The organism is Eudoraea sp. (assembly GCF_049665975.1).
GTDB lineage: Bacteria > Bacteroidota > Bacteroidia > Flavobacteriales > Flavobacteriaceae > Eudoraea.
This window is the reverse complement of sequence record NZ_JBATGR010000155.1, coordinates 1-13,331: the sequence shown is the minus strand read 5'-3', so window position 1 is coordinate 13,331 and position 13,331 is coordinate 1. Positions and strand designations below refer to the sequence as shown.

At 37.6% G+C, this 13,331-nt stretch carries 15 protein-coding genes and 1 pseudogene; 6 read left to right on the top strand and 10 right to left on the bottom strand.

Annotated elements, in window-relative coordinates; all coding sequences use genetic code 11:
* Positions 1-135: 135 nt before the first annotated feature.
* Entirely contained in the window at positions 136-699 is a 564-nt protein-coding gene (locus tag WBN20_RS05835; RefSeq protein ID WP_424275768.1) for an AAA family ATPase, read from the bottom strand.
* Between the two features lie 86 nt (positions 700-785).
* On the opposite strand from WBN20_RS05835, the gene WBN20_RS05830 reads away from it, so the two are divergent.
* The 4 genes from WBN20_RS05830 to WBN20_RS05815 all read left to right on the top strand — a co-directional run bounded on the left by WBN20_RS05830 (position 786) and on the right by WBN20_RS05815 (position 3,522).
* Positions 786-1,073, top strand: a complete 288-nt coding sequence (locus WBN20_RS05830) for a DUF493 family protein (protein WP_424270772.1) — start codon at positions 786-788, stop codon at positions 1,071-1,073.
* A gap of 89 nt (positions 1,074-1,162) precedes the next feature.
* Positions 1,163-1,816: a DUF4290 domain-containing protein gene (locus WBN20_RS05825; protein WP_424281048.1), complete on the top strand. Its 654-nt coding sequence runs from the start codon at positions 1,163-1,165 to the stop codon at positions 1,814-1,816.
* Between the two features lie 15 nt (positions 1,817-1,831).
* Positions 1,832-3,139, top strand: a complete 1,308-nt coding sequence (murA, locus tag WBN20_RS05820) for a UDP-N-acetylglucosamine 1-carboxyvinyltransferase (RefSeq protein WP_424274991.1) — start codon at positions 1,832-1,834, stop codon at positions 3,137-3,139.
* Positions 3,140-3,198: 59 nt separating this feature from the next.
* Positions 3,199-3,522: a GNAT family N-acetyltransferase gene (locus WBN20_RS05815; RefSeq protein ID WP_424273608.1), complete on the top strand. Its 324-nt coding sequence runs from the start codon at positions 3,199-3,201 to the stop codon at positions 3,520-3,522.
* Between the two features lie 63 nt (positions 3,523-3,585).
* Here the strand turns inward: WBN20_RS05815 and WBN20_RS05810 are convergent, their stop codons facing one another.
* The 8 genes from WBN20_RS05810 to WBN20_RS05775 form a co-directional block, all read right to left on the bottom strand.
* The gene (locus tag WBN20_RS05810) at positions 3,586-4,584 is read right to left on the bottom strand and encodes a pirin family protein (RefSeq protein ID WP_424281047.1); all 999 of its coding nucleotides are present in this window, start codon (positions 4,582-4,584) and stop codon (positions 3,586-3,588) included.
* Positions 4,585-4,657: 73 nt separating this feature from the next.
* Complete coding sequence (locus WBN20_RS05805) at positions 4,658-5,101, bottom strand: VOC family protein (RefSeq protein WP_424274989.1); 444 nt, start codon at positions 5,099-5,101, stop codon at positions 4,658-4,660.
* 43 nt (positions 5,102-5,144) lie between these two features.
* On the bottom strand, positions 5,145-6,065 hold the full coding sequence (locus WBN20_RS05800) for a DUF5050 domain-containing protein (protein WP_424281046.1): 921 nt from the start codon (positions 6,063-6,065) through the stop codon (positions 5,145-5,147).
* Between the two features lie 72 nt (positions 6,066-6,137).
* On the bottom strand, positions 6,138-6,569 hold the full coding sequence (locus tag WBN20_RS05795; protein WP_424274987.1) for a (4Fe-4S)-binding protein: 432 nt from the start codon (positions 6,567-6,569) through the stop codon (positions 6,138-6,140).
* Between the two features lie 30 nt (positions 6,570-6,599).
* Positions 6,600-8,027, bottom strand: coding sequence for an amidohydrolase (locus tag WBN20_RS05790; RefSeq protein WP_424281045.1), 1,428 nt, complete (start codon positions 8,025-8,027; stop codon positions 6,600-6,602).
* 119 nt (positions 8,028-8,146) lie between these two features.
* A complete protein-coding gene (locus WBN20_RS05785; RefSeq protein WP_424281044.1) occupies positions 8,147-9,457 on the bottom strand; it encodes a cryptochrome/photolyase family protein in 1,311 nt (436 codons plus the stop codon).
* The gene (locus WBN20_RS05780) at positions 9,458-10,150 is read right to left on the bottom strand and encodes an SDR family NAD(P)-dependent oxidoreductase (protein ID WP_424281043.1); all 693 of its coding nucleotides are present in this window, start codon (positions 10,148-10,150) and stop codon (positions 9,458-9,460) included. It lies immediately after the preceding gene.
* Between the two features lie 2 nt (positions 10,151-10,152).
* The gene (locus WBN20_RS05775; protein ID WP_424281042.1) at positions 10,153-10,650 is read right to left on the bottom strand and encodes an SRPBCC family protein; all 498 of its coding nucleotides are present in this window, start codon (positions 10,648-10,650) and stop codon (positions 10,153-10,155) included.
* 194 nt (positions 10,651-10,844) lie between these two features.
* Here WBN20_RS05775 and WBN20_RS05770 point away from each other — a divergent pair, with 194 nt between their 5' ends.
* Together WBN20_RS05770 and WBN20_RS05765 are read left to right on the top strand one after the other, a co-directional pair.
* Positions 10,845-12,002, top strand: coding sequence for a hypothetical protein (locus WBN20_RS05770; RefSeq protein WP_424281041.1), 1,158 nt, complete (start codon positions 10,845-10,847; stop codon positions 12,000-12,002).
* Positions 12,003-12,092: 90 nt separating this feature from the next.
* Complete coding sequence (locus tag WBN20_RS05765) at positions 12,093-12,935, top strand: DUF2911 domain-containing protein (RefSeq protein ID WP_424273134.1); 843 nt, start codon at positions 12,093-12,095, stop codon at positions 12,933-12,935.
* Positions 12,936-13,052: 117 nt separating this feature from the next.
* Here the strand turns inward: WBN20_RS05765 and WBN20_RS05760 are convergent.
* Positions 13,053-13,331, bottom strand: a pseudogene (locus tag WBN20_RS05760) (sodium:solute symporter); the annotation flags it as partial.

The following is a 13,331-nucleotide window of genomic DNA, read 5'->3' as shown; positions in this document are numbered from 1 at the left end:
ATTTGCCTCCACCTGTAGGTAAAAGCGCAAGAACATCTTTACCATATAAAACAGCATCAATAATAGCTTTCTGAGATCCTTTAAAATCTTCATAATCCCAATATTTTTTTAAAATTTCCCGTGGCTCCCTCATCTCTAATCTTCCTTCAACTCATTTAATATAAATGAAATACGCTCTTCTACAGTACCAGTTGGGATAAGAACCGGCTCATAGTCATATCTCCTATAAGTCCGTTTTAAGTGGTCATGTATTTCAATGGCCTCCTCAAAACTTTCTAATCTTTCATTGTCCGACACATATATCTGTTTCCAGGGCGGCAGGATTAAAACTTTATCATATCTGTTGGTTATACAAGCTACTTCAAAATCCCGGGTGTACCTTTGGTCAAAATAGTCCATATAAGCCAAAACATCTGGAATACCACGATCAAAAAAAATATAGGGCTTATTGATATTGTGAGATTCTTTATATTGTTCCTTCCTGCCACTAAGGATTCTTTTATTAAATTCAAAAGGATCTTTGACAAAAGCAAGTGGATTGGAAACAAATGATTCAGGATTACCCTTTTTTTTTGCCTCAAGAGTCATACTTCTCACAATCTCATGAAAGCAAGTGTAACCACGAGCTTCAAGTTGCTGAATAATGACCGTTTTTCCTGTACTCGGTCCTCCCGTTATAACTACTTTTTTAGATTTCAACAGCTATATTTTACAATCACAAAAGTAATCAATGCGTACAAGCATAAAAAATTGATTACGAAGCTTTATATTTGTAAAAAAATTATATGGATACTGAGAAATCAGATGATTTTTACCTAAGACTCAAAGAAGAATTACGCAAAAGTAATAGCTGGCCTGCTGATTATTTGTATAAATTTATTGTTCCCACAGATCGTGATAAGATTACACAAATAGAACAAATATTTGATAATACAGGTGCAGTTATTGAATCTAAACAATCCAGCAAGGGGAAATATACCAGCCTTTCAATAACAGTAAATCTTGCAAATCCTGATAAGGTTATAGAAAAATATAAGGAAGTTGGCCTGGTTGAAGGCGTAATATCTTTATAAACTGGGATAACTGGGATAATTTTCCTAATTTGCGACCGTTATATAGATATACTTCCTTTACATATATTTAATCAGAATCCTAAAGAAATTTGAATCCAGTAGAAAACCTAGAATACAATACTGAGCGCGAAAAGCTCATTATTCCAGAATATGGTCGCCATTTTCAGAAAATGGTTGATCATGCCGTTTCCATAAAGGACGATGAAGAGAGAAATAAAGTGGCTAAGGCTATTATTAGTGTCATGGGTAACCTTCAACCTCATTTGAGGGATGTACCCGATTTTCAGCATAAACTTTGGGATCAACTATTTATTATGTCCGACTTTAAGTTGGATGCTGAATCTCCTTTTCCCATAACTTCAAAGGCAATCTTACAGGCAAGACCTGATCCTTTGGAATACCCTCAAAATCATCCTAAATACCGTTTTTACGGGAATAACATTAAGAGAATGATAGATGTGGCTATTGGATGGGATGAAGGTGATAAGCGCGCTGGGCTAGAATATGCTATTGCTAATCATATGAAGAAGTGTTACCTTAATTGGAACAAGGATACCGTAGAGGATAAAGCAATATTTAAACACCTCTATGAACTTAGTGATGGCAAAATTGATTTAGCTGCTGATGGTGTTAGCCTTACAGATAGTGGACAGTTTCTTAAATCACGGATTACAAAGTCCAACAGAACCAGTTCCTCTAAAAAGGGTCAGCGAAATACTAACAGAGGTAAAAAACGGTATTAAATATTTCTTCCTTAAATGGGAACATTCAAAATTGAGGGCGGCCATAAACTTCATGGGGAAATAACCCCACAAGGCGCTAAAAATGAGGCATTACAAATTCTTTGTGCAGTTTTGCTTACCCCTGATGAGGTAGTCATTAACAACATTCCGGATATTGTTGATGTAAACAAGCTAATTTCCTTACTGGAAGACCTGGGTGTAAAAATCCAGAAAAAAGGTAAAGGGTCTTATTCTTTTAAAGCAGATGACATTAATCTGTCCTATCTGCAATCCGAACAATTTAAATCTGACGGGAGGGGCTTAAGAGGTTCTATTATGCTTGTAGGCCCTTTATTAGCCAGATTTGGCCAGGGTTACATTCCCAAACCAGGAGGTGATAAGATAGGCAGGCGCAGATTAGATACCCATTTTGAAGGATTTATTCAGCTGGGTGCTAAATTCCGATATAATAAAGAGGAGCATTTTTATGGTGTAGAGGCCAAAAAACTAAAAGGCACCTATATGCTTTTAGATGAGGCATCGGTTACAGGAACGGCAAACATTGTTATGGCAGCTGTCCTTGCAGAAGGGCAAACAACTATTTACAATGCAGCATGTGAACCTTATCTGCAACAATTATGTAAGATGCTAAACCGGATGGGAGCAAAAATTTCCGGTATTGGGTCTAATTTATTGGTAATTGATGGGGTCTCAAAATTACAAGGCACAGCGCATACTATGCTACCTGACATGATAGAAATAGGGAGTTGGATAGGCCTGGCAGCTATGACGAAAAGCGAATTAACGATAAAGAATGTCAGCTGGGACCACCTAGGCCAGATTCCATCGGTTTTTAGAAAACTGGGTATTTCTTTAGAAAAAAGAGGAGACGACATTTACATTCCTGAACATAAAGAGGGCTATAAAATTCATAACTATATTGATGGTTCTATTTTAACAATCTCAGATGCACCCTGGCCCGGGCTCACCCCGGATCTGTTAAGTATTATCCTGGTTATTTCAACACAGGCCAGGGGCGAAGTGCTCATCCATCAGAAAATGTTTGAAAGCCGCTTGTTCTTTGTAGATAAATTAATAGATATGGGGGCAAAAATTATTCTTTGTGATCCACACAGGGCTACTGTAATTGGCCACGATTTTAAATCCACCTTAAAGTCTACAACGATGGTATCCCCCGATATTAGGGCAGGAGTGTCTCTTTTAATTGCCGCTCTATGTGCAAAAGGAACATCAATCATCCATAATATTGAGCAGATAGACAGGGGTTATGAGGATATTGACAATCGTTTAAGGGCTATTGGCGCAAAGATTGAAAGGATTTAAGAAAAAGAGTTAGTCCTCAGCTTTACCCATAGAAACATACTATTGTTAAAGTCTTAAAAATGAAAAATACAGTTTGGGAAAAACTACCGCTGATTAACAATGATTCGGGTCAAAAGAAAAGATTTGAATTACACATAGAAAACGAAACTGCATTCATAGAATATATTCAGGCCAGGAATAATATTATTTACCTCACCCATACAGAAGTACCCCGCTCATTAGAAGGAAATGGCCTTGGAGCAATTATTGTTTCTAAAACGCTTGAATTTATTGAGAAAAATGGATTTAAAATGGCTCCCTTATGTCCTTTTGTTGCCGCATACCTTAAGCGTAATCCCAATAAAGCAACAGGATTATTAGCTCCAGGGTTTTCGGTAGGCTAAAAAGAGTCTCAGTTAAAGCAAAAAGAACAAATCACGAAACCACTTTAAATAATCACAATAAAATCAACGCTCTACAACATGCCCGTTTGGATACTTAGCAAATCTTCCTTTTTCCCTTGGGTGAACGTTATCTGCATATGGCCAGGGCCAGCCGCCAAATTGCGTAAGCCTGTATTCCTCCATAGCTTGTTGAATTTCCGACTGAGTATTCATAACAAAGGGGCCATACTTTGCTACCGGCTCGTTTATAGGTTTTCCCTGCAATAATAGAAAGTGCGATTTCTTATCCCTATTTTCAATAGTAATTTCAGCATCTGAATTTAGCTCCACAGCATGATCTGGTTTAATCAGCTGCCCTCCAATCTTAACTTCATCGCCTTCATAATAATAAAGGGTACGATTTAAGTTTGCAGAAGCGGGTGGTAAATTAAAGATCTCGTTTTCATCCATATGAATATTCCAAATGACTACCTCATTATCAGAATTTGCTGCCCAGGAATTGGGCGCAGGTTCCGGGGATGGTGTTCCGGAATAGTTGCCGGCAATTATTTTTATAGTAGTATTATTTATCTTAACAAGGGGGATGTCCTCATGCCAAAGCATCTTAAAATGTGGGTCAACAAACTTATCTGCTTTTGGTAAGTTGATCCAAATCTGAAATAGTTCTAACGGATTATCCTGATCTGTATTCAGCAAAGGGAACATTTCAGAATGCTGTACCCCCCTGCCAGCGGTCATCCATTGTACATCACCCTGCCCAAATCTACCGGCAGCTCCTAGTGAATCTGAATGATCACAATATCCTTTATTTACAATTGTAACCGTTTCAAAGCCTCTGTGTGGATGAGAAGGAAACCCAGGAATGGTATGTCCGTGATACATTCTCCAACCATCTTTTATAGTAAAGTCGTTGCCGAGGTTACGCCCTTCAAGGGAAACATCGGGCTCCATTGCACTATTGCCTTTTGGGTAATGATCTAAATGATAAACACAGAACAAAAAGGGGTCTTGTGTTTCCCATGGGAAGCCTAATGGGAAAATGCGTTTAATAGGGTTACTCATTTTTTGTTTGATGTATTATTAATTTTTTAAATAGGTTTCCTGTATTAAGTCCAAAGAATTCCATTAGTCACTACTAGTGGGTAGCTGTATTAATTTCAACCCAGTTTTCTTCAGGGTCTTTGATATAAATTTGCCGTACTCCATCTGCACGATCTGTAATGGCATTTTCTTTTCCAGGCCAATCCCAATAGGGGATATTTTTTTCTTCCAGATACGAAATGAGTCCATCCAGGTTATTGGTTGCCAGGCAGAGGTGGATACTTTTATTATTTTGACGTATCACGGAGTCTTTACCTATAAGGTGAAGTTGAGAATTGCCATGAATACTAAACCATCTAAACCCTTCTGATGCCGATGGATGGGGAATTTCTTTTAATTTCAATATGTCAGCATAGAAGTCTCCTGTCTTTTTGAGATCTGTAACAACAAAAGAATAATGGTCGTATTGAAAATCAAAATCCTGGGCGTAGGAATAGGATAAAAAGCATACGGATAATAAGAGAATCAGTTTTTTCATGGGATTGTTTTTTTAGAACTTTTTTGTCTTTGTATTCAAATGATTATTGACTGTTATACGACACAAAAGCAAAGTGCTTGCTATCGGGTGACCAGGATGGAACATTAATAGTTCCCTGTCCGCCTATAAACATGCAGAGATTTTTAATTTCATTTGTATTTAAATCATAAAGACGCAAAGAAACAGCCTTCATAGCAGGATGCCGGTCTCCCTGATCTTCATGATAGGATATAAAAACAAAATAGTTCCCATCCGGTGAAGGATGCGCAAACCAATTTGAATAGGCATCATTAGTTAATTGTTCTTTTTCACTACCATCAGATTTCATTCTCCAAATCTCCATTTTTCCGGATTGCATTGAATTGTAATAAATGTATTTACCATCCGGGGAATATTCAGGGCCATCATCTAGTCCCGGGCTGTTGGTAAGGCGTTCCTCTGCACCTCCCTGAATTGAAATTCTATAGATATCATAGTTATTATTGCGACTTGCAGTATAAACAACGGCATCGCTCTTGGGAGACCATCCATGCCAGTAGGAGGGATATTCTAATGTCACAAGTTGAGGTGTTCCTCCTTCAAGAGGTAATGTATAGATCCTTGAGGTACCGGATTGCACTCCTTCTATTGGATCATTATTACTAATGGCCAGCATTTTGCCATCCGGAGAAATTCCGTGATCATTATTGCATTTAACAGCAGTTCCTGTATCTATTTGCTCCTTATGGCTTCCATCTGTCTTTATTTTGTATAAAAGGCCATTTTGATTCACAATTAAATAGTTCCCATCCGGACTCCAGTTGGGAGCTTCAAAGTGTGCCTTTTCTTCATATATAACTTTTCGTTCCCCGCTTCCCAGTGAATAAATTTCCAGCATTGATTTAAGCTGGGATGATTGTCCAAAACTTTGCCCCGAACCCATTATAAATAGAATTACAAGCGTTTTATTAAATATATTATTCATAATATTCAGAGATTAGTTAAGACAATAACTACCGAATCTATTTACTATAATTATGAATGCACAACAGATATTTTACCCCACAAAGTTTATTTTCTTATGTGCCCCGTCACAATAGGGTTTATTATCTGATGCACCACATCTGCATAATGCAGTTACCCCGCTTTTACCTTCAGTCTTACCACTGGTATCCTTAACTTCTAAAGACCCATGTACCAAAAGCGGACCATTAGCCATTACTTCCACTCGAGTATTGTTATTTCCTTCTTCTGAATTTTTTGTTTCTCCTTTCATAATATAAGTTAGCGCCCCGGAAGGACATTTTTTAATTTGTGATTTTAATTCATCAATAGATGCATTTTCAGGTTCAATCCAGGGTTTTTTGTCCGGATCATAAACTTTAGGCAGGGTAGCTACACAAATAGCTGAATGTATGCACTTTCTTGGTTTCCAAACTACAGTGAGATCGCCCGTTGAATATTCTTTAATTATTTCTCTTTCTGCCATAATTTTTTAGTTATTCTTTACACTTTATTATTAGTTGTCTTCCACTGGTGGAGGCCCCGGTGGTATATTTGCTTCATAGACTTCGGCACCCTTCCGGTCTTTATACTCATTCTTAACTTTTTCAATTAATTTTTGATCCTCAAAAAGATCTACGGCGGTCATGCTTAAAGCTTTAGCAGCGTAGGTCATCCCTTTATGACCAATACTCATTCCACCACACGCAACTACCGCCCAGGAATGCCAGGGTGTATCTTTGGGTGCTACAGTTACACTTAAATTTATGTTAGGAACATTCCAACTTACATCGCCCACGTCTGTTGATCCTCCGCCTGGGTGTTCTTTAGTTTCCTTTAGCGGATTTATTTTGCTGTCCATCCCTATCTGTGGTTTTTTTGTCATTTCCTGAATTTTTTTACCAAAGGCTTGTTCTTCATCTGTATATGTAATATCCCCCAAATATTCTAAATTCTTTTGCATGATTTCCTCACCAGATCTATTCACCAATACTTCATATATTCCGGAAATCAGGGAAATTTTATAATCTACATTTGCCATTACTGCCGCACCCTCGGCCATTTTCTGAACCCTTTCGTATACAGGCATTACTCCGCTTCGCTTTGTGTCCCTTACACGGACCCAAAGTTTAGAGTAATCGGGTACTACATTAACTACTTGTCCACCATCTTGAATATGGTAATGAATCCGTACCGTTGGTTTAATGTGTTCTCTGTAGTAATTAATTCCTGTTGTATATAATTCCAACGCATCAGAAGCGCTTCTCCCATTCCAGGGATCGGCAGATGCATGCGCAGCCTGGCCAAAAAATTCAACTTTAAAGTCAACAAGAGCCAGTGTGCTTTGAGCATCGGCTTCGGTATTATCAGCCGGATGCCAGCTTAAGTTAACATCAACATCATCCCACAAGCCATCCCGTACCATCCAAACCTTTCCAAAATATTTTTCTTCTGCCGGGGTGCCAAAAAATTTAATGGTCCCTTTAAGTTTACCCTGTTCCATGAGTTCTTTTACGGCCACTGCAGCACCAAGACTGGCTGTTCCAAATAAATTATGTCCACAACCATGTCCGGCCGCTCCTTCATTTAAAGCTTCTTTTGTAGGTTGTGCCTTTTGAGATATTCCTGGCAGGGCGTCAAATTCACCTAAAATGCTTATTACCGGTTTTCCGGATCCGTAAGTTGCTATAAAGGCAGTAGGCATTCCGGAAACGCCGCGTTCAACAGAAAAACCATTCTTTTCCGCATAGTCAGCTAAAATCATGGAAGATTGCTTTTCATTAAAAGCTGTTTCGGCAAGAGCCCAAACAGAATCGCTAATAGCTATTAGTTCTGCGTTGTGCTTTTCAATAGATTGTATAATAGCTTTTTTGTTGTTGCTTATTTTTTGAGCAGAGGCTGAAAAGGTGAAGACCAGCAATACGCCAAATATTAATTTTCTCATTTTTTTGCGATAGTATTAAGATTAGTCATCAGTGCACTAAAAATACTGTTTTTTGCCGGGTAATGTCATTAACAATCATAAAAAGTCACTAAGCCTTTGACCAATGGCTTTTAAAGAATTTAGCTGAGTGCTTCTTTGTATATTTTGAGGCAGCGTTCACGGGCCATTTTATGATCTACCATCATTGGGGGATAAGTCAATTCCTGCAGTTCGGGAACCCATTTATTGATATATTCTTTTTGCTGATCAAATTTTTCTACTTGTGTAAGGGGATTGAAGATCCTGAAATACGGAGCTGCATCTACGCCACTCCCTGCAGCCCATTGCCAGTTTCCAATATTGCTGCTAAGTTCGAAGTCTAAAAGTTTTGAAGCAAAGTAAGCCTCTCCCCAACGCCAATCTATTAATAAATGCTTACAAAGAAAACTTGCTACCAGCATTCGTACCCGATTATGCATAAACCCTGTAGTATTAAGTTCCCGCATTCCTGCATCAACCAGGGGGTATCCTGTTTCCCCATTTTTCCATTTTTCAAATTCCTTTTCATTATTTCTCCATGGAATCCTGTCATATTTTGGTTTAAAAGCTTTATGGATAGTATGGGGAAAATGCCATAGAATTTGCATAAAAAAATCACGCCAAATCAATTCATTTAAAAATGTTTCATTCCCGGCATTTAGGGCTTTTAAAACTATTTGTCGTATAGAAACAGTTCCAAATCGCAAATGAGGCCCTAATTTGGAGGTGCCATGCTCAATAGCCGGAAAGTTTCTGGTTTTTTCATATGAATTAAGTAATGATGCTGAAATATTATAAGCTGGAACCGCGATATCAGCTCTTTTAAACCCTATCTCTGCTAATGTCAAATTAGGTAAATCAGTTTTCTTGATCATCTTGTTTAAAAATGACCCCGAATCATAAACCATTGCTGGTTCATCTGTTTTAAATTTTTGTTTCCACTTGCGCATATAGGGCGTATATACCACATAGGGTTCACCATTATCCTTTACAACCTGATTCTCCTCAAAAACTACCTGATCTTTAAAGGTTTTAAATTCGATATTGGATAATTTTAATTCTGTTGCAATCTCACTATCCCTTTTTTGAGCATAGGGTTCATAGTCCCTGTTAGTATATACACTTTGTATGTTATATTGATTAATAAGGGTTTTAAAAATATCTAATGGATTGCCTGTGTAGACGCTAATTGAACTTTGGTAATGCGTTTTCAGTTTCTCTCTCAATTCCTGTAAAGAATCGTATATAAAAGTCACCCGGGCATCATTTTCCGGTAAGGAATGAAGTATTTCAGTATCAAAAATAAATATAGGCAGCACCTGATGAATTCCTTTCAGGGCATTGTAAAGACCTGTGTTATCATCCAGTCTTAAGTCTCTCCGAAACCAAAAAATACTTACTTTTTCATGCATTTAGTTAATATTGAGGGTAGACAAACCACCGTCTACACCTAAAACCTGACCGGTTATCCAACCGCTCTTATCACTTAGTAAAAAAGTTGCAATATTCGCAATATCCTCCGGATTTCCTACTCGCTTGAGAGGATGGCGTTCTGCCATGCTTTCTTTCTTGCGATCATTGTTTAATAAGCGCCCTGCCAGCGGGGTATCTACAAGTGAAGGTGCAATGACATTTGTTCGCACTTTAGGCGCATATTCAGCGGCAAGAGATTTTACAAAACCCTCTATAGCACCTTTTGCAGCAGATACGCTTGTATGAAATGGCATTCCTGTACTTACGGCCACTGTACTAAAGAAAACCATACTTGAGTTGTCTGCCATCCTGCCGATAATGTCTTTAACAACCTTTACCATACTAAAAAAATTAAGTTGCATATCTTCCTCAAAATTAGACATGCTCAGCATTTTCAGCGGTTTTAGGTTAATACTGCCGGGGCAATATACAAATCCGTGAAGTTCCTCAGGCAATTGTGTGGTATCCAATGAGTCAGTTAATGCGTCAAAAGTAATATGTTTTACGTTCAGAGCCTTCAAACCTTCCGCACTTCTTGATGCTACATAAATGGTATGGGTTTCCTGTAACTGCTTTACAATGGATAAACCAATACCGTAAGACCCGCCGATTAATAATATATTTTTCTTCATGATTAAATAGATTTTATACTTAACATATTAGAGGTACCCTTCATATTCCCGTAAATTTCCTCAAGTTTCATTTCGCGGTATGCGAATATTTTTTCAAGTTGTTTTTTAACTAGTAAAGGATGTGCTAATTGACCCAAAACTCCAAAAGGCAGCTTGTAGTCGATGATATCCTCCATTTCTACCCCACCTGAAACAGGTTTAATAAAATGCTTGTGATGCCATAACGCATATGGTCCAAACCTTTGTTCATCTACGAAGTATTCACCTTCCTTTACATGGGTAATTTCGGTAACCCATTTGGTGGTTATTCCGGCAAACGGAGCAACTTCATATTGAATAATCTGACCCGGAAACATATCCTTGTCTGCGCCATTTAGAATATGAAAACCCATGTGTTCCGGTGTAATAACCTTTAGATTTGCGGGATTTGATAAAAAGGTCCAGGCCTCATCCTGTGTAATGGGTAAGTATTGTCTGGAATGTAGTTGATATAATTTCATTAAAAGGTTTTGAACAAAATTAAGCGCAATATTGTTTAATAAAAAATTAAATATGTTAAACAAATAGTAAAAATAGTCCGGTTTTCCTGCAATTATTTAGGCAGGAAGATCCCATACAATGGTCCAATACGACTAATGATCGGGAAATTTTTAGTTCAGTGTGTGATTTTCGTATATTTCCGAAGCTAGGTGTCATGAATTACAAATTAAATATTTTAAGTTTTTTCCTTCCTGTCATTTTTTTAAATGCTCAGGTGAGTGCCACCCTTGTCGGGACTTTACCGGAAGATGTTCTGGAATCCTCAGGGCTTATTTATTACAACAACAAACTCATCACTCATAATGATTCGGGAAATTCTCCTCGAATGTATGAAATAGATACTCTAAGTTCAAAGATCATCCGGACAATCACTATAGACAATGCTACCAATATAGATTGGGAAGATATTACTCAGGACGAATCCTATATTTATATCGGGGACTTTGGAAATAACACCGGAAACAGGCAAGATCTTGTCATTTATAGAGTAGCTAAATCTGATTATGACCTTTCAAATACAATAAGTGCTGAAAGAATAGACTTTTCCTACGAGGATCAAACAGATTTTTCAGAGATTCAGAATTCTGATTGGGATGCAGAAGCTATGGTTGACTTTAATGATCAGCTACTTATATTTACCAAACAATGGCAAACAAATGGAACGGTTGCATATTCTATTCCTAAAATTCCGGGATCTTATTCAGTAAAGAATTTGGGTTTTTACAATGTCTCTGGTTTAGTTACTGGAGCAACATATAATAATTTCTCAAATGTCCTGATGTTATTAGGGTATTCATCTCAATTACAGCCTTTTATTGTTCGCATAGATGAACTTACTTCAAATTTTTCATTTAACGGGACAGAAGAAAAGTCGGATTTGGGAATTGGGTTTTCACAGGTTGAGGGAATCACCTATTCAGATTCAAATACGTATTATATTTCTTCGGAACGTTTCCAAAATAACGTACCTCCCATAACTCTTGCTTCCCAACTATATACTTTTGAAACCGAAGATACCCCTTTGGAAGCTGAAGGACCACCTGTAGAAATTCCGATAGATACAGAGAAATTAGAAAATGAACTGATTATTTACAGAACTTTTGGATCAAATGAACTTCAGTACGATCTTAATTCAAGCGCACCCTTGTTCGGACGAGCTATATTTGATATTACCGGGAAAAGAGTTAGACATACCAATGGGAATTTAATTGAAAATAACAGCATAGATCTAAGCGGATTGGGCAGTGCCGTATATTACTTAACTTTTTATCTGCAAGGCATAACAATATCTAAACCATTTATACTGGACTGAAGTTTTCTTTGAGCATTATTTAAGGATTTGTTAACAAGAGGAATACACCATTATATTTAGATTTGTTCTAACTATAAAATCTAGTAAATAATGAAAAAACTAACACTATTGATCTGCGTCGTTATGGGATCTATTTCCATGAACGGACAGATAACAACACCTGCACCTAGTCCGGCTGCAAAGATTATGCAAACGGTTGGATTGACTGATGTAACCGTAGAGTATTCAAGACCTTCCATGCGTGGTAGAACTATTTTTGGTGACCTTGTTCCTTATGATAAATTATGGAGAACCGGGGCTAACAAAAATTCGATGGTAACTTTTAGTGACGATGTTACTATTGCCGGTCAAAATGTAAAGGCCGGTAGTTATGCTATTTTCACAAAACCGGGACTAACTTCCTGGGAAGTAATTTTCTATTCTGACACCAATAATTGGGGAACTCCTGAAAATTGGGATGATTCAAAAGTAGCTGCCAAAACAAACGTTGAGGTATATGCTATGCCGACGGATGTAGAATCCTTTACTATGAGTATTGATGACTTGCACAATAATGGGGCTACTCTTGGAATGATGTGGGAAAAAGCCTATGTGGGTGTTGCTTTTGAAGTGCCAACGGCTGACAAAGCAATTAAGAGTATTGAAAGCGTTATGAATGGTCCATCAGCAAATGATTATTTTGGAGCAGCATCTTATTACTTTACGGAAGGCAAGGATCTTTCAAAAGCCAAGGAATGGATTGATAAAGCGGTATCAATGAACGATAAGGCTTACTGGATGATGAGAATGCAATCCCTGATTTCAGCAAAAATGGGTGATACAAAAGGCGCTATTGAAGCGGCCAGGAAATCTATGGCAGCAGCTGAAGCGGCTGGCAATGCAGATTATGTAAAGATGAATAAAGATTCACTTAAAGAGTGGGGAGCATTGTAATTCTTTCAAAATTAATATTATCTAAAACCCTTACCTTAATTGGTTGGGGTTTTTTTGTTCCAATTTGACAGTACAATCCAGGTATTATTTTCTTTGGAATAAAAGGGCTTTTAAATATCAGACAGTTTTTATGGGAGGAGTCTTATGAAGCCTGTCAAATGATTCAAGTACTAATGCCAGTAGAATTACTAGCGCACATCCAATAGCATTTAACCACAAATACCCCATCCAATCTAAATACCAAACAAGTACCACAACCACCTGCGTGATAATAGCGGCAATGAAAACAGCATTCCCTTTTACAAACCGGAAAAAGAAGGCTAGTAAAAACATGCCCAATATGTTTCCATAAAAAATAGACCCAATAATATTGACTAGTTGAATTAGATTGTCTAA

What these genes read in the sequence shown, in the direction of transcription:
- WBN20_RS05795 (WP_424274987.1), bottom strand. Translation starts at nt 6,569, where the DNA reads ATGGCAGAAAGAGAAATAATTAAAGAATATTCAACGGGCGATCTCACT.
- WBN20_RS05805 (WP_424274989.1), bottom strand. Translation starts at nt 5,101, where the DNA reads ATGAAAAAACTGATTCTCTTATTATCCGTATGCTTTTTATCCTATTCC.
- WBN20_RS05810 (WP_424281047.1), bottom strand. Translation starts at nt 4,584, where the DNA reads ATGAGTAACCCTATTAAACGCATTTTCCCATTAGGCTTCCCATGGGAA.
- WBN20_RS05790 (WP_424281045.1), bottom strand. Translation starts at nt 8,027, where the DNA reads ATGAGAAAATTAATATTTGGCGTATTGCTGGTCTTCACCTTTTCAGCC.
- WBN20_RS05780 (WP_424281043.1), bottom strand. Translation starts at nt 10,150, where the DNA reads ATGAAGAAAAATATATTATTAATCGGCGGGTCTTACGGTATTGGTTTA.
- WBN20_RS05830 (WP_424270772.1), top strand. Translation starts at nt 786, where the DNA reads ATGGATACTGAGAAATCAGATGATTTTTACCTAAGACTCAAAGAAGAA.
- WBN20_RS05770 (WP_424281041.1), top strand. Translation starts at nt 10,845, where the DNA reads ATGAATTACAAATTAAATATTTTAAGTTTTTTCCTTCCTGTCATTTTT.
- WBN20_RS05800 (WP_424281046.1), bottom strand. Translation starts at nt 6,065, where the DNA reads ATGAATAATATATTTAATAAAACGCTTGTAATTCTATTTATAATGGGT.
- WBN20_RS05775 (WP_424281042.1), bottom strand. Translation starts at nt 10,650, where the DNA reads ATGAAATTATATCAACTACATTCCAGACAATACTTACCCATTACACAG.
- murA (WP_424274991.1), top strand. Translation starts at nt 1,832, where the DNA reads ATGGGAACATTCAAAATTGAGGGCGGCCATAAACTTCATGGGGAAATA.
- WBN20_RS05785 (WP_424281044.1), bottom strand. Translation starts at nt 9,457, where the DNA reads ATGCATGAAAAAGTAAGTATTTTTTGGTTTCGGAGAGACTTAAGACTG.
- WBN20_RS05815 (WP_424273608.1), top strand. Translation starts at nt 3,199, where the DNA reads ATGAAAAATACAGTTTGGGAAAAACTACCGCTGATTAACAATGATTCG.
- WBN20_RS05765 (WP_424273134.1), top strand. Translation starts at nt 12,093, where the DNA reads ATGAAAAAACTAACACTATTGATCTGCGTCGTTATGGGATCTATTTCC.